Below are 22,462 nucleotides of genomic sequence, written 5' to 3'. Positions count from 1 at the left end.
AAGTGTTAACGATTCTAAGTTACGAAAAATCAAATAATTGCTTTTAAAGATTTACTCAATCTTCAAGAAGTTTTTTGGCAATAATTGTAGAAGTAGTTTCTATTAAATCAAAAACATATTCAAAATCACTCATATCTCCGTAATAAGGATCTGGTACATTTTTGTTGGAGATATTAGGGTTTTCTTCAAGGAATAGTTTCACTTTACCAATATCAGAATTGTTTCTCGCTAAGCTTATAATATTGGTGTAGTTAGAGGCATCCATTGCATAGATATAATCAAACTTATCAAAATCTGAAGCATTAAATTGTCTGGCAGTTTGGTGACTAATATCTATGTTATTGTTTTTTGCAACCTTAATCGATCTGTGATCTGGTTGGTGGCCTACATGATATGCTGCTGTTCCTGCAGAATCAACATAAAATTTAAAAGTATTTAGTTTAGATTCTAAGATACCATGAGCTAATGGCGAACGACAAATATTGCCCAAGCACACCATTAAAATTTTAGTCATGTTTCTGGTAATTTAAAGCGATAATTTCTTGGCTAAATCCTCAACATATTTTCTAAACTGCTTATCAGTAGAAGATAGGTTATCTACAGTTTTGCATGCGTGTAATACTGTTGCGTGATCACGTTGTCCTATTTGAGAACCAATACTGGCTAAAGAGGCTTTTGTGTATTTTTTTGCAAAGAACATAGCTAACTGACGTGCTTGTACAATATGACGTTTACGCGTCTTAGATTGCAGTGTGCTTACATCCATCTGGAAATAATCTGAAACCACCTTTTGAATATAGTCTATAGATACTTCGCGCTTAGTGTTTTTTACAAACTTATCTACAATATCCTTAGCTAAGTTTATTGTAATTTCTTTTTTGTTGAAAGATGATTGTGCTATTAAAGATATGATAGCGCCTTCAAGTTCTCTAACATTAGTTTTTATGTGCTTAGCTACATACTCTACAATTTCATCTGGCATTTCTACACCATCTCTGTAGAGTTTGTTTTTAAGAATAGAAACTCTGGTTTCAAAATCTGGAGTTTGTAACTCTGCAGAAAGTCCCCATTTAAAACGAGATAATAAACGTTGCTCAATATCTTGCATATCAACAGGTGCTTTATCACTTGTTAATACAACTTGCTTACCATTTTGGTGTAAGTGGTTAAAGATATGGAAGAATACATCTTGCGTACCTGTTTTACCAGATAAGAATTGTACGTCGTCTATAATTAAAACATCAATGATTTGGTAAAAATGAATAAAATCATTTCTGTTATTCTTTTTTACAGAATCAATATATTGTTGTGTAAACTTTTCAGCAGAGATATAAAGAACTGTTTTTTCTGGATACTTGTCTTTAATATCTACACCAATAGCATGTGCTAGGTGTGTTTTTCCTAATCCAACTCCACCAAAAATTAAAAGTGGATTAAAAGATGTTCCTCCAGGCTTGTTAGCAACTGCAATACCTGCGTTTCTTGCTAAACGGTTAGAGTCACCTTCCAGGAAATTTTCAAAAGTATAACTTGGGTTAAGTTGAGACTCAATTTTTACGTTTCTAATTCCAGGAATTATAAACGGATTCTTAAGTTCTGGACTTTTATTATTGAAAGGAACATCAACATCTTGAGATTTTACAGGTGTTCTGTTAGAACTTGGAATTTTTTCTGTAAACGGTTGTTTGTTACCGTAAGTGTTCTCCATCTTAATAACGTATACCAATTTGGCATCGTCTCCTAACTCCTTAGTAAGTGCTACTTTTAAGATTTTAACATAATGCTCTTCTAACCACTCATAGAAGAACTTACTAGGTACCTGAATACTAAGTGCATTGCCAGTAAGTTTTACAGCTTGTATGGGTTCAAACCATGTTTTGTAGGCTTGAGGTTGTATGTTATCTTTTATAAATGAGAGACAATTACTCCATACAGATTCCGCTGTGATCTCCATTAGTTAAATTTAGATTTATGTTGTTAGTTAGATTAGCAAAAAAAAAGAGAACTAGGATTCTCTTTGCGTTTTGAACATGACAAATATGTGAACAAAAAATTAAAAAAAAAAATCAATTAATATTGAATTTTAAGATTTTTTTTCCCATGTTTAAAATCCTTTAAAACTACAAATTTTTTATTTAAAATTATTTAAATTTTGAATTATAACGAAACAGAAATACGCGTTCGCTATGGCGAAACAGATCAAATGGGTGTTGTGTATCATGCTAACTATGCTGTTTATTTTGAGGTAGGTAGAACAGAATGGTTGCGAGAGTTTGGACTTAGTTACAATGCTATGGAAAAAGAAGGGATAATGCTTCCTGTGATTTCATTGAGTATAAACTACAAAAATTCAGCACGTTATGACGATGTGCTTAAAGTAAAAACTCAGTTAAAAAAAATGCCAACAGCTTCTATAGAATTTGATTATGAATTGATAAATGATAAAGGACAATTGCTGGCAACAGGAAATACAGTTTTAGCATTTATAGATTCTACTCGAAATAGACCTACACGTTGCCCAAAATATCTTTTAGACAAACTGCAAAATTATTCGTTATAATTCGTCAATTTTTACACCGTAAAATTGGTTAAATATTTCAAATACTCTTGAAGCGTTACCTTTTCTGACAGATATTTCTAACAAACAATTAAGTTCTAATGTTTGGTTTATAATGTCTATTTGGTTCTCTTTCAAGATTCGCATTACTTTACTCATGTTTTTATATTCAAACTTGAGAGAGAAGTTAGTGTTAATAGTTTTTTCTATGATGTCTGAAGCTTCAAGTGCTAATTGTGCACCAGTTTTATAAGCATTAATTAATCCGCCAACACCAAGTTTTACACCTCCATAATATCGTACAACAATTACTAAAACATTTGTTAAGTCAAAAGATTGAATTTGACCATATATTGGCATACCTGCAGAATTGTTTGGCTCTCCATCATCATTTGCTCTAAAGGTTATAGTTTCTGTTCCTAGTTGGTATGCATAGCACCAGTGTCTTGCAGAATGGTGTTCTTTTTTAACCTCTTCAATATGAGTTTTTATTTCATCTTCGTTTTCAACATGAAACGCATATCCAATAAATTTACTGTTCTTATCTTTAAATAATTCTCCTATTGAAGGTTTGGAAATGGTTTTGTATGTGTCTTCGGTATGCATTATAAGGTTACTAATATTATAGAAATTAAAGCTAAGCCAATACCAATCCAGTTTTTAGAAGATATCACTTCTTTAAAAAGTAATAAGCCTGTTAAACATGATACAGCAACAATAGCAACATTGTTTATTGTGAAAATAGCCGAGCTTTCATAGCCATCTACTCTTAGTGCTTTTAATAAAAAATACATTGAGCTGTAATTTACGATTCCTAGAGCTATTCCAAAAGGTATGCTTTTAGGGTTGAATTTTTGCTTGGATTTTGTTGCTTTTACACTTACAGAAACTAAACCTATAACTCCTGCGCAGGCAAAAATGATTGATAAAAATAATGGTAAATTACCTTTTGGTGCAAAATGATTAACACTTGTGTCAATAACACCAGAACCTAAAAATAAAATAATAGGTAAATAAATAGTCTTAGTTAGTACAACGTTAGATTTTGGTTTTATTGAGGTAAGGTAAACAGCTAAAAGTGCTAATATTATACCTAAGACCTTTTGGAAGCCAATACTTTCGTTATAAACAATAATTCCAAACACTATTGGAATAATCATACTCATTTTACTAGCAACAGAAGCAACGGATAGTCCATTCTTTTGAGCTGTAAGTGCCATAACATTAAAAATACTAATGAATAAAAAGCCTAAACCTAAAGCTGCATAAAACCAATTTTCTGATATAAAGCTGTCAATGTTTATAGGTTTGTTGTATAGCAAAATTCCGCAAGAGCATGCGGTAATGTAATTAAATACAATAGCTTGTAATGTGTCTACATTGTACTTGTTAAAAAGCTTAAAGAGTACAAAAATAGCTGTAGAAGATAAAACGCTTAGTAATAGATAAATCAAGAGCGTAAATGATTTTGGTTAAACAAATTAATGACATCATCTTTGGTTTCATCAATATTCCAAACGTTTATGCCTAAAGATTTAGCTGTATCAGTGTTGTCTTTGGTGTCGTCAACAAAGAAGCACTGTTCTGGTTTTAGATTATTGTTGTCTAAAACAAAATCGAAAATATCTCTATTAGGTTTTCTAAGATGAATTTCTTGAGATAAGTAAAACTGATCAAAACAGTTTTTAAAGTCTTCATAAAAACTAACATTAGCTTTTATGAAATCTATATGCATATCATTGGTATTACTTAATAATATGAGTTTATAGCGTTGTTCTTTTGCTAATTTTTGAAGAAATTCTAAGCGATATTTTGGGAAATCTCTTAAAATAAAATTCCAGGCATCAATGAGTTGTTGTTTCGTTAAATGAGGAAATTTAGAACTGTAAAACGCAATAAACTCTTCCGTTGAAATTTTGCCAATTTCATATAAGATATTGGTGTTAGTCATGTCTTCTTCAAACGTGTCTAGCTTAAACAAATTAAGTGCGTTTTGCATAGCACCTTCCTTGTCTAGGTTGATAAAAACATCTCCAAAGTCGAAAATAAGCGTATCAATCATTTATGTAGAATTTTATGCGGTCTTCTTTTAATTTTTTTTCAGAAATTAATCTACCGTTTAGTTGTGGTGCTTTTGTACCTGATTTAAATTCAGTTTTGCCAATAAAAATTCGAGCTTCGTCCCATAGATTTTCATCAATAAAAGTTTGAAGCGTTTTAGCGCCACCTTCAATAATCACAGAGTTTATATTATGTTGGTGTAGGTAATTACAAATCTGAAAAGCCAGAGGTTTGTCAAAATTAAGCTCAGTTTTAGTGAGTTTAATGGTTTTAGCTGAGGAGTCAAAAATTCTATAACTCTCATCAAGTTTATTAGTCTTGTCTATAACAATTCTAACAGGATTTTCACCAGTATAATCTCTAACAGTAAGACTTGGGTTGTCTTCTATAACTGTATTTGTTCCTACTAAAATGGCTTGTTCTTCAGCCCGCCATTTGTGTACCAATTGTCTTGAATAAGTGTTTGTAATCCAAACTGGTTTTTGTTCATCCTTAGTTTCTGGTGCAATAAAACCATCCTCGGTTTCGGCCCATTTCAAAATTATATATGGTCGTTTTTTATTGTGATAGGCAAAAAAACGCTTTAAATGCGCTTTGCATTCTGCTTCTAAAACACCAACAATAACATTGCAATCATGTGCCTTTAATTTGGCAATGCCTTTTCCTGCGACTTCAGGATTATCATCTGCGCAGCCAATTACCACATTTGGGATATTGTGATGTATAATGAGATCACTACAAGGAGGTGTTTTTCCGTAATGACTACAAGGTTCTAAAAGGACATACATTGTACTGTCCTTTAGTAAGGATTTGTTTTTAACAGAATTTACAGCATTAACTTCGGCATGTGGTCCGCCATAAGCGCTGGTAAAACCTTCTCCAATAATACTGTTGTTATGCACAATAACAGCACCAACCATAGGATTTGGCCTGGTGGTTCCCAATCCGTTTTTGGCAATTTGTAAGCAACGTTTTATGTAGTACTCGTGTGTTTGCAACTATAATTTTATTTTTACGTCTTCAGTTTTATTGATAGTATAGGTAGAAGCATAGCCAAAAATCTTGTACTTAATATCTCCTATATATTGCACTTTTAGTTTTTTAGATAATAAACTACCCAATAAACCACTAAGATTACCTTTGTTAATAATGCTATCTGTAGCGATAGAAACCGTAAGCGGAATTTTGAACTTGTCTTTAGAAGGTACTTTAAATTCTTTTGATGTAAATGTGGCCACCTCTCTGTTGTTAACAAGCACCTTTAATGCATCTGTTTGAAGCGTGCCACCAACATTGTTTGGGTTGCTAAACTCAGCATCTGCACTAAAAGTAATGTTCTCACTATTAGAATCTAAAACCTTGATATTATCAATGCCAATAAATTGAGGTTTTTCTTTCACTGTACAGTTAAAAACAAGTGAACAAATTACTAAAATGAATACGATGCTTTTCTTCATAAAAACGTAATAATAACTATCTTCATACCGTGAAAAAAACGGTATAAAAGTTTAAAAAAGGTGGGTAAAGATACCATAGTTATTCGAGAAATAGAACAAAAGGATAATCCTAAAATAGCCAAGGCTATACGAAGTGTTTTAATAGAAATGGGAGTGCCAAAAGTTGGTACTGCATACGAAGATGTGTCGTTAGATTGTATGACAGAAACGTATAGTCATCCTAAAACCCGATATTTTGTTTTAGCTCAGAATGAAGAGATTCTCGGAGGTGCTGGTATTGCACCTTTAGAACACTACGAAGGCAATGTTTGTGAGTTGCAAAAAATGTATTTTATGCCAGAGGCAAGAGGAAAAGGATTAGGAACTAAAATGATGAATGCTTGCTTAGAATTTGCCAAAAGCGCTGGTTTTGAAAGTTGTTATTTAGAAACCATGCCATATATGGATGATGCCAGAAAATTATACAAAAAAGTTGGTTTCGAATTTTTAGAAAAACCACTTGGCAATACAGGCCATTATTCGTGTACCGTATGGATGCTTAAAACATTTTAATTTTGAAAGCAAAGGATTTAAAAGACATATTTCATAAAGAATTAAACCAAATTTATGGCAAAGATGAGGTGGCAAGCTTTTTTTATTTAGGCTTAGAGCACCATCTTAATGTGGCCAGAATTCAGTTGCAATTAGAGCCTGAGTTTACCTTATCTAAAACTGAAGTTGATTTCTTTTTTGAAATTTTAGAAGGGTTAAAACAGCAAAAACCAATTCAATATTTGCTGGGAGAAACCGAGTTTTACGGATTGCAATTTAAAGTGAATGATTATGTACTCATCCCAAGGCCAGAAACCGAAGAGCTTGTAGATTGGATTTTGAAAAGTTATAAGTCTAGAGTTCTGAGTTCAGAGCTTTCTAATCCCAAATCGTCAATCGTCAATCGTCAATTAAAAATCCTTGATATAGGAACAGGTTCCGGTTGTATTGCAATTTCGTTGGCAAAGCACTTGCCAGAAGCTCAGGTTTTTGCAGTTGATATATCAGAGTCTGCTATAGAAATAGCCAAAGAGAATGCGGATAGTAATGGTGTTGAGGTTAAGTTTATTAAAGCTGATATTTTAGAGTCTTCCCTTTGGGAAGATGTCGCTTTGCGACAGAAGGGCTCTTTCGATATCATCGTTTCAAATCCGCCATATGTTCGTGAACTCGAAAAGCAAGAAATAAAACCAAACGTTCTCGATAATGAGCCTCATTTAGCACTATTTGTAGAAAACGATAATCCTTTGATTTTTTACAAAGCGATAACTGATTTTGCTGTTGATAAGTTGAAGTCTAATGGCTCACTTTATTTTGAAATTAACCAGTATCTTGGACAAGAAACAAAGCAACTTTTAGTTGATGCCGAATTTAAAGCGATTGAATTGAGAGAAGATTTAAATGGTAATGACAGAATGCTAAAAGGAACAAAAAAGTAACATGAATGATATTCCTGCGAAGGCAGGAATCTAAACTAAAAAGATTCCCATTTTCATGGGAAATAAATATGAAAAGTATATCAGTTTTTTGCGGAAGTAGCGACGGAAATGACAACGAAATTATCACAACAGCTTATGCTTTGGGTAAAGAATTTGCTCAAAAAAATATAACGCTTGTTTATGGTGCGGCTAAGATTGGTATCATGGGAAAGGTGGCAGAAGGTGTTATAGAAAATGGTGGTAAAACAATAGGAGTTATTCCAACCTTTCTTAAAACTAAAGAAATCGTTCATACTCAACTAACGGAATTGATTACGACAGACAATATGCATGATAGAAAAATTATTATGTATGAAAAAAGCGATGGCTTCATTATTATTCCTGGTGGTTTTGGTACAATGGATGAGTTTTTTGAAATCACAACTTGGGGACAATTAGGCTTACATACCAAACCAATTGGGATTTTAAATATCAATGGTTATTACGATGCTTTGATAGAACAATGCAAAGTGATGGTAGAACGAGGCTTTTTAAAACAAGAAAATTTAGATGCTGTTGTTATAGACACAACAATTGAAGGACTTTTAAATAAAATGAATAATTACAAACCATTGCCAGCTCCAAAGTGGTTGAATAAAGAAGGTCTCTAAAATTCCTGAGAAAGCAGGAATCTATTAAAAATCTGAAAATTAAAAGAGTCCTACTTGTGTAGGAATGATATGTAAAATGAACACACAACAAAAAATACAATCCTTAAGAGACGAACTTCGTCAACACAATTATAATTATTACATACTCGATAATCCTACCATTAGCGATTACGAGTTTGATATGAAGTTGAAAGAGCTTCAAGCTTTAGAAGAAGCACATCCAGAATTTTATGATGAAAACTCGCCGACAAAACGTGTAGGTGGTACAATTACTAAGAATTTTAATACGGTTGTGCACGATTTCAGAATGTATTCTTTAGACAATTCTTATTCTAAAGAAGATTTAATGGATTGGGAAAAGCGCATCAAAAAAATGGTAGATGGAGATGTGCAGTACACGTGTGAGTTAAAGTACGATGGTGCATCCATGAACTTAACTTACGAAAACGGAAAACTCGTGAGAGCTGTAACCAGAGGAGATGGTGTTCAAGGTGATGAAGTTACGGCTAATGTAAAAACCATTAATACGGTACCACTTCAGTTAAAAGGAGATTATCCTGAGCGTTTTGATATAAGAGGTGAAATCATTTTGCCTATTGAAGGGTTTTTAAAAATGAATGAAGAGCGTATTACTAATGATGAAGAACCCTATCGAAATCCAAGAAACACAGCCTCAGGAAGTTTAAAGCTTCAAGATAGTTCTGAGGTGGCAAAACGACCTTTAGAATGTCTTTTATACAGTATAAAAGGTAATAATCTTAATATTTCTACACAGTTTGAAGGTTTAGAAAAAGCCAGAGAATGGGGATTTAAGGTACCACAAGAAGCAAAATTGGTTAATTCTATTGATGAGGTTTTAGAGTATGTAAATTATTGGGATGAACACCGACACAATCTGCCATACGAAATAGATGGAGTAGTGGTAAAGGTGAATAGTTTATATCAGCAAGATGAGTTAGGTTTTACTGCAAAAGCGCCACGCTGGGCTATGGCTTATAAGTTTAAAGCCGAACAAGTTTCTACAAGATTAAACGAAATTACCTATCAAGTTGGTCGTACAGGTGCTATTACACCAGTGGCTAATTTAGAGCCAGTGCAATTGGCTGGTACAATAGTAAAACGAGCATCGTTGCATAATGCAGATCAGATTGAAAAGTTAGACATTAGGGAAGGAGACGAGGTGTTTGTAGAGAAAGGTGGTGAAATTATTCCGAAGATTATTGCAGTAGATCTTGCAAAACGTCCTGTAGATTCTCAGGTAACAACTTATATTTCAAATTGTCCAGAGTGTCAAACTGAATTGGTAAGACCAGAAGGCGAAGCTAAACATTATTGTCCTAATTATAATGGTTGTCCACCACAGATTGTTGGTCGTATTCAGCATTACATTTCAAGAAAAGCTATGGATATTGAAGGTCTTGGTGGAGAAACCGTAGCACTTTTAGTAAAAGAAGGCTTAATTACAAACTATGCTGATTTATATGAGTTAACGGTTGAACAAGTTATTCCGTTAGAACGCATGGCAGAGAAAAGTGCTGAGAATTTGGTAAATGGCATTGAAGCCTCTAAGCAAATTCCATTTGAGCGTGTTTTATTTGCTTTGGGTATTAGATATGTTGGAGAAACTGTTGCTAAAAAATTAGCAAAGCATTACAAATCTATAGATGCATTAATGTTTGCTTCGGTACTAGATTTGGTAACTGTAGATGAGATTGGTGAGCGTATTGCAGAAAGTGTTGTAGAGTTCTTTTCATCAGAAGAGAATAAAGTGATGGTTGAGCGCTTAAAAGGATACGGAGTGCAATTAGAAATCTCTGCAGAGAAATTAGCTAACCAAACTGAAAAACTAAAAGGACAAACTTTTGTGGTTTCAGGTGTGTTTGAATCCATTTCTAGAAATGATCTTAAAAAGCTAATTGAGGATAATGGAGGTAAAGTGTCGTCTTCTATTTCGTCTAAAACAAGTTATGTTGTAGCAGGTGATAAAATGGGACCAAGTAAGCGAACTAAAGCCGAAAGCTTGGGTATTACAATCCTTTCTGAAGAGGAGTTTTTACAATTTTTAGAGTAAATTCCTACAAATAATGAAATATTTATCGATAAAAAGTATTTTTTTATCGTTTAATTGTAGAATTTTTATATATTCGCTTCAATAATAAGGGATTAATTAATGTTAGCGAATAAAATCTTAAAAGCATTGCTATTGCTTTTAGGTGGTATTTTTATAATACTTCAAGGTTTGGCCTATGAAGTTCAAGGTGCCGCTGTAAGTGCTATAATGCTCGTGCTATTAACCATTTTGTACTGTGTTTGGACTGATGAGAGGTCTAAGCTTTTCTTTTGGTTTCTTGTGTTTTTTTCAATCGGTCATCTGTTAAGTTACACAGGTTGGTTTATGCCATTGTTAGAAGAGGATCAATTAGATATTCACTATTATGGTGCCAATGCTCTTTTTATAGTTGCTTACGTATTATTAATAGTAAAGGTTTTGTCTGCTATTGATGTTAAAAAGGTCTTTAAAGAATTATCAATACCTATTGTTATTCTTGTTGTGTTAGATGTTTTCTGCGTTGTTATTGTTACAGATGCAACCGAAGGTAAGCTTTCTGCGTATGAGTATGCTTTAGAGTTTATATATAATGGTGTTATAATGGCATTATTATCTGCAGCTCTAGTTGATTATATGTACAGAAATGATAACAAATCAATGCTATTTCTTTTAGGCTCTATTTGTATTGTTTTTTCTGAAATTATACAGTTAGCGTATTACTACATTCTAGAAAATAGAAATTTAGGGTTTATCTATTCGTTTTTTCTTGTTGTAGCTTTTGTGTTTTTCTATCTACAGTCGCAACTTAAGCATACAGGACCACAGCCTACATATTTGGATATGGACGAGCAGTTAGAAGCTTAATTTTTGTCCTATAACCGGAATGTCCTTTCTGTAATAATAAAGAATCACTACGCTTAGTAAAAATGTAATTACTGCTGTGTAAAACAGCAGACCTCCATCATTATTTACGTTTATTCCTAACTGTGTTAGATGCATTAGAATAGCACCTCCAATAAGACTTAGGGTTAAAAGTGAACCGATCCAAACTGTTTTTGGAATTAAGAGCAAAATTCCTGCGATTAATTCTAATATTCCAATTCCAATTCTTCCGTAAGGTTCTAAACCAACGGTTTCAAAAATATATACACTATCAGGATGTGCGGTAAACTTAAACCGTAGTGTTTGAATTAATATTACAGCTACAGCAATTCTAAGTATAAAAATGATTTTGTCAGATTTCATAAACTTTGGTTTAGTTGAAATCTTAGACGTTTCATTTTTAGAAACTTACATTAGTTGCTAAACAATAATTGTTGTGCTGTCTGAATAAAGTGGCTTTCCTTTTTCAAAATAAAAATCAATTCTACCTAAATATAATCCGTAAGCGCCAACCTGATTAACAAGTACATTTTTACCTTCACTATTTTGTGCAACAGTAGGTTTAGGTAAAAAAGTGTGCGTGTGTCCACCAATAATTAAATCGATGTTTTTTGTGGCTTTAGCCAGGTTTAAATCGCTGGCTCTATCTGGACTGTTTTTATAGTGGTAGCCAATATGAGACAGGCAAATCACAAGATCGCAAGATTCTTCCTCTTTAAGTATACGAGACATATCTTGCGCAACTTCAATAGGATTATGGTAAACAGTTTCTTTATACATTTGTTTGTCTACCAAACCATCTAGTTGAATACCTAGTCCAAACACACCAATTTTTACACCATCTTTTACAAGAATCTTGTAAGGTTTTACATGTGTGTCCATTACAGTATTTGAAAAATCATAGTTGGCAGAAACAAATTCAAACTTTGCATGTGGTAATTGAGCATAAAGTCCGTCTATACCATTATCAAAGTCATGGTTACCAATGGTAGCTAAATCGTAATTAAGCATACTCATTAGCTTAAATTCTAATTCACCTCCGTAATAATTAAAGTAAGGAGTGCCTTGAAAAATATCACCAGCATCTAATAATAATGTATTAGGATTTTCTTTTCTAATATTTTCTACCAAAGAGGCGCGTCTTGCAACACCACCTTTGTTAGGGTTTCTTTTATCGTTGGGCCCAAAAGGATCTATGTGGCTATGCACATCATTGGTGTGCAGAATAGTAATGTGTTTTCTGTTAGAAACACAAGATTGAAGATTTAAAGCTCCTAAACCAGCTAATGCTGTAGCAGCTGTTGTTTGTTGTATAAAGTGTCTTCTTTTCATTCTTATTCTGCAGTTAACTTTGTGAAACGATTGTCAATTTTAGGACGGATAGTATCTTTTCTTTTAAAATAATCTATCAATACATTTCTAATTTTATAATCTAGTGTGTATAGGCTATCGTTTGGGTGAAAAAACGTCATACGATCTCCTCCGTTATATAAATAGTCATTTGTAGCTATATAATATGTTTCGTCTTCCGAAACAGGCTTGCTGTTAACAAGTGCTTTTTTAATATTGTAATCCTTATCTAATAATAATTCAACTTGCTTAGAAACAGGATGAGCGCGTTTGGCTTTAGAAAGATAGTCAAAGAGTTCGTTGATTTGTTTTCCTTTTAATGCAACAACCACAACAGAATTTTCAAAAGGCATTACTTCGTAAGCCGTTCTTGATGTTATATTTCCTTGAGAAATTATAGCTCTAATTCCTCCATGGTTTAGTATTACAAAATCAATATTTTTACCTGTACGTTTGTTAAAGACAGGATTACTTTCATTATATACAGCGTCAGCCATTAAGTTGCCAATAGCAGTGTTAAATTCGCCATTAGATTTAGAATAGGTTTCTGGAGCATAAGAAATGACACTGTCTAAATTTTTGTTTACATTATCTCTGTAAGGACTTATGAAGTTTTCAATCTCTTTGTCTAAGGTAATAGAGTCGTTAATTTCTAAACGGCTACCTTCAACTCTGTTTGGTATTTCTTTGCATGAATAAGCAATACTCAAAAAAAGAACTAATAAAAGTGAATTTTTTATCATCGATTTAGTTGAAATAGTAATTAAATAATACTTGTGCTTTTGTTAAATTTGCATCAAAGGCTAAAGGTAAATGATTTTAAAAGCATTTAAGGAAAAATCAAATCAAAAATATGTAAACAAATTGTTGTCTGCTCGTAAAGCTGCAGTAAATAACAATAAGGTTAAGGTAATTGCGATTTTATTTAATGCTAGCGAATTTAAAGATTTTGAGGTCTTTAGAAATTATTTTAAAGAGCTAAACTTAACATCTCCAAAGCACAAAATCGTTGCTTTTACAAAAGATGATAAGTATGAAGGAAGCCAGTGGGAAACCTATTTTTCTCCAAAACATTTTGGATGGAAGGGAAAAATAAACAACATAGACTTACAAGCTTTTATAGATGACCCTTTTGATGTGTTGGTGAGTTATTACAAAACAGAAACTCCAGAGTTAGACCTTATAACAGCTGCATCAAAGGCAAATTTAAAAGTTGGATTAAGCCGAAAGGATGAGCGTCTGTATGATTTAATCATAGATATAGATCCTAAAGACGTAAAAACCTTTAAAAACGAATTAAAAAAATATTTAAACATTTTAAACAAATTATAATGACCAAATTTATAGGAACAGGAGTAGCGCTAATTACACCATTTAAAGCAGATTTAAGTATAGATTTTGAAGCGCTTGAGCGATTGGTAGAGCATAATATAAACAATGGTACAGAGTACTTGGTAATAAGTGGTACAACAGGAGAAAGTGTTACAGTTACTGCTGAAGAAAAGAAAATGTTAGTAGAGTTTATATCTAAAGTTAATAACGGAAGAGTGCCATTGGTTTTAGGTATTGGAGGTAATAATACAGCGTCTATAATTAGCGAAATTAATAATACAGATTTGTCTAGCATAGATGCTATTTTATCTGTATCTCCGTATTATAGTAAGCCTACACAAGAAGGAATCTATCAGCATTTTAAAGCTATTGCAGAGGTGTCTCCAAAGCCAATTATTTTATATAATGTTCCAGGAAGAACATCATCTAATGTATTGCCAGAAACCACAATAAGATTAGCTAATGATTTTAAAAATATTATTGCGGTTAAAGAAGCAGGTAATAATGTACATCAATATTTAGAGTTGTTAAGAACCAAGCCAGATGATTTCTTGGTATTGTCAGGAGATGATGATTTAGCATTAGGTGTGGCATTAGCAGGAGGTTCTGGCGTAATTTCAGTTATAGGGCAAGCCTTACCAAAAGAATTTTCTGAGATGATTAGATTAGGTATTGCTGGTAAAGCCAAAGAAGCATATAAGACGCATTTTGATCTAATGCCAATAACACGTTTAATTTTTTCTGAAAACAATCCTGCTGGTATCAAAGCAGTTTTAGAAGCATTGAATATTTCAGAATCTCACGTGCGTTTACCATTAGTAGAGGCAACAGATAAGCTTAAAAATGATATTAAAAGTGCCTTAAAAGATTTAGGTAAAAGTTAAACTTAGTTTAAATTACACAGCGCATCTAAAACAACCACTATTTTAGCGTACAATTTTTGTTTTTAAAATCCGTTAATAATGCGTACTTTTGCATCCTGTTTAAAATTTATGAAGCAAGGAATTTACATACTTTTCGCAACACTTTTATTAGTTTCATGTAGCGATTTTCAGAAAGCCTTAAAATCTGAAGATGTTGCAAAGAAATTTACTATGGCTGATGAATTGTACGAAGCTGGAAAATGGAGTAAGTCTAAGAGACTTTTAGATCAAATTTTACCAAAGTATAGAGGGAAACCTCAGGCAGAGAAGTTAACGTACATGCATGCTAACTGTTCTTACGAAATGGGAGATTACTACATAGCTAGTTATCATTTTGATAAGTTTACAGACATATACCCTCAAAGTGAAAAGGCAGAAGAAGCAGCTTTTAAAGCAGCAAAAGGGTATTATTTTAATTCGCCAGTATATTCTAAAGAGCAAAAAGAAACTGTAGAAGCCATTGAAAAATTACAGTTGTTTGTTAACCAATATCCAGAATCTCAGTATTTGGCAGAAGCTAATACTTTAGTTAAGGAATTAGATTTTAAATTAGAAAAGAAGGCGTTTGAAATTGCAAAGCAATACGACCTTATTACAGATTATAAAGCCTCAATTAAATCGTTCAACAACTTTTTGTTAGATTTTCCTGGTACATCACTAAGAGATGAAGCAATGTTTTACAGATTTGATGCTTCGTACAATTTAGCTATTTTAAGTATCGATCAACTAAAAGAAGAGCGACTAAAAGATGCTATAGGATACTATAATTCATTTAAGAAAGCTTATCCAAATTCAGAATTAATGGAAGACGCTACTAAAATGAATCAAGAATTAGAACAAGAATTAAGTACATTTACTAAAAGTTAATCATTATAACGATGGATTTAAAAAAGACAGATGCACCTGTTTCAACTGTAACGTATAACAGAAATGAAGTTGATGCTGCAACAGATAACATTTACGAAGCGATTTCGGTTATCTCTAAGCGTGCTGAGCAAATTAACACAGACATAAGACGTGAGTTAATAGACAAGCTAGAAGAGTTTGCAACTTACAACGATAGTCTTGAAGAAATTTTTGAAAACAAAGAGCAAATCGAAGTTTCTAAGTTTTACGAAAAATTACCAAAGCCACATGCGTTAGCAGTAAAAGAGTGGTTAGATGGTAAGATTTACCACAGAAACACTGAGGATTCAAAACAATAATCCTTAGATGTCTATTCTAAGAGACAAAAATATTTTATTAGGCATTACCGCAGGTATTGCCGCATATAAATCTGCTAGTTTAGTCAGATTATTCATTAAAGCAGGCGCTAACGTTAAAGTTGTTATGACGCCTGCTTCTAAAGATTTTATAACTCCACTTACGCTTTCAACCTTATCTAAGAATCCTGTATATTCATCTTTTGTTGACGAAGATGATGATAATGAGGTTTGGAACAATCATGTAGAATTAGGATTATGGGCAGACTATTTTATAATAGCTCCTGCCACAGCAAATACTATGGCAAAAATGGCTAATGGTGTTTGCGATAATATCCTTTTAGCAACCTATCTTTCTGCTAAGTGTCCTGTATATTTTGCTCCTGCTATGGATTTAGATATGTACAAACACGAGTCTACAAAAACATCTTTTGAAAAACTAACCGCTTATGGCAACAAAATGATACCAGCAGGAACTGGAGAATTGGCTAGTGGTTTGGTAGGAGAAGGTCGTATGGCAGAACCAGAAGATATTGTAAGTTTTGTAGAAAAAGATATTTTGAAGCAATTGCCTTTGTATGGCAAAAAGGTACTTATTACAGCTGGACCAACCTATGAGGCATTAGATCCTGTGCGATTTATTGGAAATCATTCTAGCGGAAAAATGGGTTTTGAAATTGCAAAAGCAGCAGCAAACCTTGGTGCTGAGGTTGTTCTTGTATCAGGACCAACGCATCAAACTATTACACACAGTTTAGTTACAGTAAAGCCTGTAGTAAGCGCAGAGGATATGTATAATGAAGTTCATAAGCATTTTGAAGCTTCAGATATAGCAATTCTTTCTGCAGCTGTTGCAGATTACAGACCAAAAAATGTAGCGAGTCAAAAAATAAAAAAGAAGGATGCTACGTTTAGTATAGAGTTAGAAAAAACAAAAGATATTCTAAAATCTTTAGGTGCCATAAAAGCGCACCAACTACTTGTAGGTTTTGCACTAGAAACCAATAATGAGTTAGAGCATGCTAAAGGAAAATTACAATCTAAAAATTTAGATTTAATTGTTCTCAATTCATTGCAAGATAAAGGAGCAGGTTTTGGAGTATCAACAAATAAAGTTACATTTATAACATCGACTAACGATGTTATAGAAAATCCGCTTAAATCTAAGGCAGAAGTTGCTAAAGATTTAATGCAACAGATCTTAAAACAGCTAAATGCGTAGATTACTAGTTTTATTCGCCTTTTTATGTTCAGCCGTTGTGTTTTCGCAAGAGTTGAATTGTACCGTTAATGTTATAGCTCAACAAACAGGTAATGATAATAATGTTGTTTTTAAAACATTAGAAAAGCAGCTGAATGAGTTTATTAACAACACCAAATGGACCGAAAAAAACTTTGGCGCTGAAGAACGAATCAACTGTAGTATGGTTATCAATGTAACTGGCTACGAAAACGATAGTTTTAGTGCAACATTGCAGGTGTCATCATCAAGACCTGTTTTTAATTCTACTTACAGCTCACCTGTATACAACTATAATGATAAGGATTTCAATTTTCAGTATATAGAATATCAAAATATGGTATTTAATCCACTGCAGTTTGAGTCTAACTTAGTGTCTGTACTTTCGTTTCATGTGTTTATGATTTTAGGAATGGACGCAGATTCGTTTGCATTAAATGGAGGAGATGAATATTTTTCTCAAGCGCAAACTATAGCTAATTACTCACAGCAATTAAGTGGACAAGGCTGGAAGTTAGAAGATGGTTTACAATCGCGTTTTGCTTTAATAGATAACTTGCTTTCGCCAACATTTAAAGAAATAAGAACTACCATGTATAACTACCATATGCTAGGTATGGATGTTATGGCAGACGATACTAAAAAAGGTAAATCTGAAGTTATTTCTTCATTATCAGAGTTGCAAAAAATTCATAAAAGAAGACCTAACTCGTACTTGCTACGTGTGTTTTTTGATGCTAAATCAGATGAAATTATGGATGTTCTCTCAGGAGGACCAAGTGTTAATATTGCAGAAGCTGTAGATATACTCAATAAAATTGCGCCAATGCACTCTCAGAAATGGCGAAAAATTAAGTTTTAATTTTCTGTTTATTTTTTCAATAGCCATTCTCAACTTAACTGAGATTCTATATTTTTGTAAAAAACAAATTATAGATTTTTGCTAACCTCACTTTACATAAAAAATTACGCTTTAATTGACGAGCTCAATGTTCAGTTTAATAATGGATTAACTATTATTACAGGCGAAACAGGAGCTGGTAAGTCTATTTTATTAGGAGGCTTGTCTTTAGTTTTGGGTAAACGCGCAGACTTAAGCCAGGTAAAAGATAAAGACGAAAAATGTATAATTGAAGCAAGTTTTGATATAGCTAATTACAATCTAAAGAACCTATTTGTAGCGTTAGACTTAGATTATGATGTGCAAACTATTATAAGAAGAGAGATTTTACCATCAGGCAAGTCTCGTGCTTTTATTAATGATACACCAACAACGCTAGATGCGTTGTCTGATTTAAGTTCACACCTTATAGATATTCATTCGCAGCACCAAACACAGCAATTGGTTGAGAATGATTATCAGTTTAGGGTTATAGATGCTCTAGCAGATCATAAAGAAAACTTAGAATTGTATTCTAAGAAACTGTCAGATTATAAAGCGTTGCAGAAAACGTTACAGGCTTTAATGGATTCTAAAGCAGAGTTGATTAAAGAATATGATTACAATCTTTTTTTGGTAAACGAACTTAATGAAATAAAGCTAGAATCGATTAATCTTGAAGATTTAGAAACACAGTACGAGCAGCTCAATAATGTAGAAATTATAGGAGAGAAACTAGCTAATGCTAAAGGGGTATTAAGCTTGGAGGATCAAGGTGTTATAGATCAATTAAATGTTTTAAAGCATGAGCTTAATAAGATATCTGGTTTTGGGAAATCTTATCAAGCAATCGCAGAGCGTATTACAAGCGTTCATATAGAGTTAGATGACTTGTTACTGGAGTTAGATGATTTAGAAGAATCCTTGTCTACAGATCCTCAAGAGTTAGAGCGTATAAATTCTCAACTTCAAATTATTAATAACCTGTTTCAAAAACATTCGGTTTCTCAGATAGAAGATTTAATTTCTATTAAAAATGAGTTGGCGTCTAAGGTATCTGATACAGAAGGTTTAGATGAGGCTATAAAAGAAAAAGAAGCAGAGCTATCTAATGTTAAGGAGACGCTGAATAAAATAGCAGGTCAAATCACTAAAAAACGACAATCTGTATTGCCAGTTTTAATTAAAAAACTTGAAAGTTTGTTGTCAGATTTAGGGATGCCTAATGCAAAATTTAAAATAGACTTAGCAGAAGTAGACCGATTTTTACCTAACGGAAAAGATAGTTTGCAGTTTTTATTCATGGCTAATAAAGGATCTAGTTATAACGAATTGAAGAAATCTGCATCAGGTGGTGAGTTATCTCGAATAATGTTGGCTATTAAATCAATATTGTCAGAATATATCCAGTTGCCATCTATAATGTTTGATGAAATAGATACAGGAGTGTCTGGTGAAATTTCAAATAAAATGGGAGATATTATGAAGCAGATGAGCGGAAGAATGCAAGTTTATGCTATTACCCATTTACCTCAGATAGCCGCAAAAGGAAATTCGCATTTCAAAGTATATAAAACAGACAACAACGACATTACTGAGACCAACTTAAAACGTTTAACAGAAGAAGAGCGTATTGTTGAGATAGCGCAAATGTTAGGTGGAGCAGATATTACAGAATCTGCCATGGCTCATGCTAAGCAATTGTTGAATTAATACTATATTTACAGCATTAAAACTGACTAAAATAATACACTATGTATAACTTATTAAAAGGAAAAAAAGGAATCATTTTTGGAGCTCTTGATGAGAACTCAATAGCATGGAAAACCGCAGAGCGCGTACATGAAGAAGGTGGTGAGTTTGTATTAACTAACGCACCTGTGGCAATGCGTATGGGACAAATTAACGCCTTGGCAGAGAAAACAGGTTCTCAAATTATTCCTGCAGATGCAACTTCAGAAGAAGATTTACAGAACCTTGTAGAGAAGTCTATGGAAATTTTAGGCGGAAAAATTGATTTTGTATTGCACTCTATTGGTATGTCTATCAATGTTAGAAAAGGAAAGCATTATACAGATCAAAAATACGACTGGACCCAAAAGGGAACAGATGTGTCAGCAATGTCTTTTCATAAAGTAATGCAAACACTTTATAAAGCAGATGCAATGAATGAATGGGGAAGTATTGTGGCACTAACATATATGGCTGCTCAACGCGTATTTCCAGATTATAATGATATGGCAGACAATAAAGCTTACTTAGAAAGTATTGCTCGTAGTTTTGGTTATTTCTTTGGAAGGGACAAAAAGGTAAGAGTTAATACAATCTCTCAATCACCAACACCAACCACAGCAGGAAGTGGAGTAAAAGGTTTTGATGGTTTTATTTCTTATGCAGAAAAAATGTCTCCATTAGGAAATGCAACAGCAATGGACTGTGCTAATTATACCGTTACATTATTTAGTGATTTAACGCGTCGTGTTACACTTCAAAACCTTTATAACGATGGAGGATTTAGTAATATGGGAGTAAGTGATGCTGTTATGGAGAAATTCACAGAAGAATAGCTTGTTTTTAAATAATAATTCAATAGTAAAAGCGCAACTCTAAAAAAGTTGCGCTTTTTTTGTTAAATAGATGTTAATATTATATTTTGGTCATGAGTGTTTTATTTCTCGGTTATAGAATATGTTTTACAGGTTATGAAAAGAGTATGGATTTGGACTTTAATAGCATTTAAATTTTCTTTAGCACAGATTTCTTTCACAGAAAGTTCTCAACAACTAGGAGTCTCAGCAAGTTGTGGAAACACATATTTGGGTAATGGCATAAGCTTTTATGATTATGATAATGATGGTTGGGATGATATAACTATAGCTTCATCTAATGGAGATCCTGTCTATTTTTATAAAAATATCAACGGAAATTTTGTGCCTCATACACTCAATATTATAACAAACAATCTTAGTGCAAAACAAGTAAATTGGGTTGATATAGATAATGATGGAGATAATGACCTATTTATTACAAGTGAGAATGCAGGTGTAAAACTGTACGAAAACACTGGTAATATGATTATGCAAGATATTACTGAGTCTTCAGGAATGCTTCTTGATGAATTTCCATATTATGGAGCGTCATGGGGAGATTACAACAATGATGGGTTTTTAGATGTTTTTTTAAGCATTAGACACAATGTTATTCCAAATATCTTATACAAAAATAACAGTGACAATACATTTACTCTGGCAAATAATGAAGCAGGTCTGCTTAATACTGGTTATATGTCGTTTTGCTCAGCTTTTTTAGATTATGATAATGATGGAGATCAAGATATATACGTCTCTAACGATAAATATGTGGTTAGAAACCTAATGTATAGAAATAATGGAGATGGTACATTTACCGAAGTTGCTGAAGAAACAGGTACAGATGTAAGTATCGATGCTATGACGGTAACAGTAGAAGATGTTAATAATGATGGTTGGATAGATATTTATATTACTAATGATCCTTATAATAATGTTCTTTTTATAAATAATGGAGACGGCACATTTACTGATATGGCTCAATCTTATAATGTTACATTTAATAGTACAAGTTGGGGAGCAGTATTTTTAGATGCAGATAATGATAGGGATTTAGATTTATATGTTAGCGGAGAGGGAAACGGAAGTAATACCAGTCTATTATCATCTGGTTTTTATATAAATGATGGCAATAATAATTTTAGTCTTTATAATGATGCAGTTCCTAATGATTTTGCTCACAGTTATAGCAATGCTATAGGAGATACAGATAACGATGGCTATCCAGAAATGATAGTTAATAACATTAACCATAGCAACATATTTCTATGGAAAAATGAGACGCCAGATATATACAACTGGTTAAAAGTGAAGTTAGAAGGAACAGAAAGTAATAAGCAAGGTATAGGTTCTGTTATCGAAATTTCTATTAATGGAGAAAAACAGTATAGATATACACATTGTGGTGAAGGTTATTTATCACAAAATTCACAAGCAGAGTTTTTTGGGACAGAACATTTTACAGTAGTGGACTATGTGAAGGTAACTTGGCTAAGTGGAATAGAAGATATTTTGTATAATGTGCCAGTTAATCAAACATTAAATATTGTTGAAGGAGTTACGCTTTCAAACAATACATTTGAATTAGAAAAACATGTAAAAGTTTATCCTAATCCAACTTCCGAAACTATAAAAATAGAGTCAGTGCAACCGATGTTAACACTAAGTATATATGATTCAATGGGGAAACTACTTAACGTTGCTAAGCCAGGTTCTTTAAACTATTCTTTAAATATTAAAAACTATAGTGATGGTGTTTATACTGTAAAAATTAAATCAACAGAGGGCGAAATTACAAAGAGAGTTATTAAACAATAGAAA

General features: G+C 32.8%; 25 protein-coding genes. 15 read left to right on the top strand and 10 right to left on the bottom strand.

Features of this window, described 5'->3' with window-relative positions; all coding sequences use genetic code 11:
- Nucleotides 1–55 precede the first annotated feature (55 nt).
- Both P7122_RS15475 and dnaA read right to left on the bottom strand, forming a co-directional pair.
- Nucleotides 56–514 (bottom strand): low molecular weight protein-tyrosine-phosphatase, encoded by a 459-nt coding sequence (locus tag P7122_RS15475; protein WP_278006710.1) that lies wholly within the window; start codon nt 512–514, stop codon nt 56–58.
- 12 nt (nt 515–526) lie between these two features.
- The gene (dnaA, locus tag P7122_RS15470) at nt 527–1,954 is read right to left on the bottom strand and encodes a chromosomal replication initiator protein DnaA (RefSeq protein WP_278006709.1); all 1,428 of its coding nucleotides are present in this window, start codon (nt 1,952–1,954) and stop codon (nt 527–529) included.
- Between the two features lie 198 nt (nt 1,955–2,152).
- Here dnaA and P7122_RS15465 point away from each other — a divergent pair, with 198 nt between their 5' ends.
- Nucleotides 2,153–2,560, top strand: a complete 408-nt coding sequence (locus P7122_RS15465) for an acyl-CoA thioesterase (protein ID WP_278006708.1) — start codon at nt 2,153–2,155, stop codon at nt 2,558–2,560.
- Here the strand turns inward: P7122_RS15465 and P7122_RS15460 are convergent.
- The 5 genes from P7122_RS15460 to P7122_RS15440 are packed head-to-tail and all read right to left on the bottom strand — an operon-like array spanning nt 2,555 to nt 6,075.
- Nucleotides 2,555–3,163 (bottom strand): IMPACT family protein, encoded by a 609-nt coding sequence (locus P7122_RS15460; protein ID WP_278006707.1) that lies wholly within the window; start codon nt 3,161–3,163, stop codon nt 2,555–2,557. The two genes, P7122_RS15465 and P7122_RS15460, sit on opposite strands and share 6 nt — an antisense overlap.
- Nucleotides 3,163–4,011: an EamA family transporter gene (locus P7122_RS15455; RefSeq protein ID WP_278006706.1), complete on the bottom strand. Its 849-nt coding sequence runs from the start codon at nt 4,009–4,011 to the stop codon at nt 3,163–3,165. The genes P7122_RS15460 and P7122_RS15455 overlap by 1 nt, the downstream gene beginning before the upstream one ends.
- On the bottom strand, nt 4,008–4,619 hold the full coding sequence (locus P7122_RS15450) for an HAD family hydrolase (protein ID WP_278006705.1): 612 nt from the start codon (nt 4,617–4,619) through the stop codon (nt 4,008–4,010). Before P7122_RS15450 ends, P7122_RS15455 begins: the two co-directional genes overlap by 4 nt.
- A complete protein-coding gene (gene ribD, locus P7122_RS15445) occupies nt 4,612–5,616 on the bottom strand; it encodes a bifunctional diaminohydroxyphosphoribosylaminopyrimidine deaminase/5-amino-6-(5-phosphoribosylamino)uracil reductase RibD (RefSeq protein ID WP_278006704.1) in 1,005 nt (334 codons plus the stop codon). The genes P7122_RS15450 and ribD overlap by 8 nt, the downstream gene beginning before the upstream one ends.
- The gene (locus P7122_RS15440) at nt 5,617–6,075 is read right to left on the bottom strand and encodes a hypothetical protein (RefSeq protein ID WP_278006703.1); all 459 of its coding nucleotides are present in this window, start codon (nt 6,073–6,075) and stop codon (nt 5,617–5,619) included. It abuts the gene before it with no gap.
- Nucleotides 6,076–6,135: 60 nt separating this feature from the next.
- On the opposite strand from P7122_RS15440, the gene P7122_RS15435 reads away from it, so the two are divergent.
- From P7122_RS15435 to P7122_RS15415, 5 genes are all read left to right on the top strand, one after another.
- Nucleotides 6,136–6,627, top strand: coding sequence for a GNAT family N-acetyltransferase (locus P7122_RS15435; protein ID WP_278006702.1), 492 nt, complete (start codon nt 6,136–6,138; stop codon nt 6,625–6,627).
- 2 nt (nt 6,628–6,629) lie between these two features.
- Nucleotides 6,630–7,544 (top strand): peptide chain release factor N(5)-glutamine methyltransferase, encoded by a 915-nt coding sequence (gene prmC / locus P7122_RS15430; protein WP_278006701.1) that lies wholly within the window; start codon nt 6,630–6,632, stop codon nt 7,542–7,544.
- A 68-nt stretch (nt 7,545–7,612) separates the two neighbouring features.
- Nucleotides 7,613–8,194: an LOG family protein gene (locus tag P7122_RS15425; protein WP_278006700.1), complete on the top strand. Its 582-nt coding sequence runs from the start codon at nt 7,613–7,615 to the stop codon at nt 8,192–8,194.
- Between the two features lie 76 nt (nt 8,195–8,270).
- Entirely contained in the window at nt 8,271–10,265 is a 1,995-nt protein-coding gene (ligA, locus tag P7122_RS15420) for an NAD-dependent DNA ligase LigA (protein WP_278006699.1), read from the top strand.
- A gap of 99 nt (nt 10,266–10,364) precedes the next feature.
- Complete coding sequence (locus tag P7122_RS15415; RefSeq protein ID WP_278006698.1) at nt 10,365–11,108, top strand: hypothetical protein; 744 nt, start codon at nt 10,365–10,367, stop codon at nt 11,106–11,108.
- Here the strand turns inward: P7122_RS15415 and P7122_RS15410 are convergent.
- The 3 genes from P7122_RS15410 to P7122_RS15400 are packed head-to-tail and all read right to left on the bottom strand — an operon-like array spanning nt 11,097 to nt 13,219.
- Nucleotides 11,097–11,489: a DoxX family protein gene (locus P7122_RS15410; protein ID WP_278006697.1), complete on the bottom strand. Its 393-nt coding sequence runs from the start codon at nt 11,487–11,489 to the stop codon at nt 11,097–11,099. The genes P7122_RS15415 and P7122_RS15410 overlap by 12 nt on opposite strands.
- A 57-nt stretch (nt 11,490–11,546) precedes the next feature.
- Nucleotides 11,547–12,458, bottom strand: coding sequence for a bifunctional metallophosphatase/5'-nucleotidase (locus P7122_RS15405; protein ID WP_278006696.1), 912 nt, complete (start codon nt 12,456–12,458; stop codon nt 11,547–11,549).
- 2 nt (nt 12,459–12,460) lie between these two features.
- Nucleotides 12,461–13,219: a 5'-nucleotidase C-terminal domain-containing protein gene (locus P7122_RS15400; RefSeq protein ID WP_278006695.1), complete on the bottom strand. Its 759-nt coding sequence runs from the start codon at nt 13,217–13,219 to the stop codon at nt 12,461–12,463.
- 70 nt (nt 13,220–13,289) lie between these two features.
- Between P7122_RS15400 and P7122_RS15395 the strand changes: the two genes are divergently transcribed.
- From P7122_RS15395 to P7122_RS15355, 9 genes are all read left to right on the top strand, one after another.
- Complete coding sequence (locus P7122_RS15395; protein WP_278006694.1) at nt 13,290–13,808, top strand: DUF6913 domain-containing protein; 519 nt, start codon at nt 13,290–13,292, stop codon at nt 13,806–13,808.
- Nucleotides 13,808–14,692 (top strand): 4-hydroxy-tetrahydrodipicolinate synthase, encoded by an 885-nt coding sequence (gene dapA, locus P7122_RS15390; protein WP_278006693.1) that lies wholly within the window; start codon nt 13,808–13,810, stop codon nt 14,690–14,692. Before P7122_RS15395 ends, dapA begins: the two co-directional genes overlap by 1 nt.
- 108 nt (nt 14,693–14,800) lie before the next feature.
- Entirely contained in the window at nt 14,801–15,598 is a 798-nt protein-coding gene (locus tag P7122_RS15385) for an outer membrane protein assembly factor BamD (protein WP_278006692.1), read from the top strand.
- 11 nt (nt 15,599–15,609) lie between these two features.
- Complete coding sequence (locus P7122_RS15380; RefSeq protein WP_278006691.1) at nt 15,610–15,936, top strand: DNA-directed RNA polymerase subunit omega; 327 nt, start codon at nt 15,610–15,612, stop codon at nt 15,934–15,936.
- Between the two features lie 7 nt (nt 15,937–15,943).
- Entirely contained in the window at nt 15,944–17,155 is a 1,212-nt protein-coding gene (gene coaBC / locus P7122_RS15375; protein ID WP_278006690.1) for a bifunctional phosphopantothenoylcysteine decarboxylase/phosphopantothenate--cysteine ligase CoaBC, read from the top strand.
- Entirely contained in the window at nt 17,148–18,035 is an 888-nt protein-coding gene (gene porD / locus P7122_RS15370) for a type IX secretion system protein PorD (protein WP_278006689.1), read from the top strand. Before coaBC ends, porD begins: the two co-directional genes overlap by 8 nt.
- Nucleotides 18,036–18,113: 78 nt before the next feature.
- On the top strand, nt 18,114–19,766 hold the full coding sequence (gene recN / locus P7122_RS15365; RefSeq protein ID WP_278006688.1) for a DNA repair protein RecN: 1,653 nt from the start codon (nt 18,114–18,116) through the stop codon (nt 19,764–19,766).
- 41 nt (nt 19,767–19,807) lie between these two features.
- Nucleotides 19,808–20,620: an enoyl-ACP reductase FabI gene (locus P7122_RS15360; RefSeq protein ID WP_278006687.1), complete on the top strand. Its 813-nt coding sequence runs from the start codon at nt 19,808–19,810 to the stop codon at nt 20,618–20,620.
- A gap of 135 nt (nt 20,621–20,755) precedes the next feature.
- Nucleotides 20,756–22,459 (top strand): FG-GAP-like repeat-containing protein, encoded by a 1,704-nt coding sequence (locus tag P7122_RS15355; protein ID WP_278006686.1) that lies wholly within the window; start codon nt 20,756–20,758, stop codon nt 22,457–22,459.
- The last annotated feature ends 3 nt before the right edge of the window (nt 22,460–22,462 follow it).

The organism is Winogradskyella marincola (assembly GCF_029624125.1).
Taxonomy (GTDB): domain Bacteria; phylum Bacteroidota; class Bacteroidia; order Flavobacteriales; family Flavobacteriaceae; genus Winogradskyella; species Winogradskyella marincola.
Note: the sequence above shows the minus strand (reverse complement) of the source record. Positions and strands in the feature narration are given on the sequence as shown.

What these genes read in the sequence shown, in the direction of transcription:
- P7122_RS15475 (WP_278006710.1), bottom strand. Translation starts at nt 514, where the DNA reads ATGACTAAAATTTTAATGGTGTGCTTGGGCAATATTTGTCGTTCGCCA.
- dnaA (WP_278006709.1), bottom strand. Translation starts at nt 1,954, where the DNA reads ATGGAGATCACAGCGGAATCTGTATGGAGTAATTGTCTCTCATTTATA.
- P7122_RS15460 (WP_278006707.1), bottom strand. Translation starts at nt 3,163, where the DNA reads ATGCATACCGAAGACACATACAAAACCATTTCCAAACCTTCAATAGGA.
- P7122_RS15450 (WP_278006705.1), bottom strand. Translation starts at nt 4,619, where the DNA reads ATGATTGATACGCTTATTTTCGACTTTGGAGATGTTTTTATCAACCTA.
- P7122_RS15440 (WP_278006703.1), bottom strand. Translation starts at nt 6,075, where the DNA reads ATGAAGAAAAGCATCGTATTCATTTTAGTAATTTGTTCACTTGTTTTT.
- P7122_RS15425 (WP_278006700.1), top strand. Translation starts at nt 7,613, where the DNA reads ATGAAAAGTATATCAGTTTTTTGCGGAAGTAGCGACGGAAATGACAAC.
- ligA (WP_278006699.1), top strand. Translation starts at nt 8,271, where the DNA reads ATGAACACACAACAAAAAATACAATCCTTAAGAGACGAACTTCGTCAA.
- P7122_RS15415 (WP_278006698.1), top strand. Translation starts at nt 10,365, where the DNA reads ATGTTAGCGAATAAAATCTTAAAAGCATTGCTATTGCTTTTAGGTGGT.
- P7122_RS15410 (WP_278006697.1), bottom strand. Translation starts at nt 11,489, where the DNA reads ATGAAATCTGACAAAATCATTTTTATACTTAGAATTGCTGTAGCTGTA.
- P7122_RS15405 (WP_278006696.1), bottom strand. Translation starts at nt 12,458, where the DNA reads ATGAAAAGAAGACACTTTATACAACAAACAACAGCTGCTACAGCATTA.
- P7122_RS15400 (WP_278006695.1), bottom strand. Translation starts at nt 13,219, where the DNA reads ATGATAAAAAATTCACTTTTATTAGTTCTTTTTTTGAGTATTGCTTAT.
- P7122_RS15395 (WP_278006694.1), top strand. Translation starts at nt 13,290, where the DNA reads ATGATTTTAAAAGCATTTAAGGAAAAATCAAATCAAAAATATGTAAAC.
- dapA (WP_278006693.1), top strand. Translation starts at nt 13,808, where the DNA reads ATGACCAAATTTATAGGAACAGGAGTAGCGCTAATTACACCATTTAAA.
- P7122_RS15385 (WP_278006692.1), top strand. Translation starts at nt 14,801, where the DNA reads ATGAAGCAAGGAATTTACATACTTTTCGCAACACTTTTATTAGTTTCA.
- P7122_RS15380 (WP_278006691.1), top strand. Translation starts at nt 15,610, where the DNA reads ATGGATTTAAAAAAGACAGATGCACCTGTTTCAACTGTAACGTATAAC.
- coaBC (WP_278006690.1), top strand. Translation starts at nt 15,944, where the DNA reads ATGTCTATTCTAAGAGACAAAAATATTTTATTAGGCATTACCGCAGGT.
- porD (WP_278006689.1), top strand. Translation starts at nt 17,148, where the DNA reads ATGCGTAGATTACTAGTTTTATTCGCCTTTTTATGTTCAGCCGTTGTG.
- P7122_RS15360 (WP_278006687.1), top strand. Translation starts at nt 19,808, where the DNA reads ATGTATAACTTATTAAAAGGAAAAAAAGGAATCATTTTTGGAGCTCTT.
- P7122_RS15355 (WP_278006686.1), top strand. Translation starts at nt 20,756, where the DNA reads ATGAAAAGAGTATGGATTTGGACTTTAATAGCATTTAAATTTTCTTTA.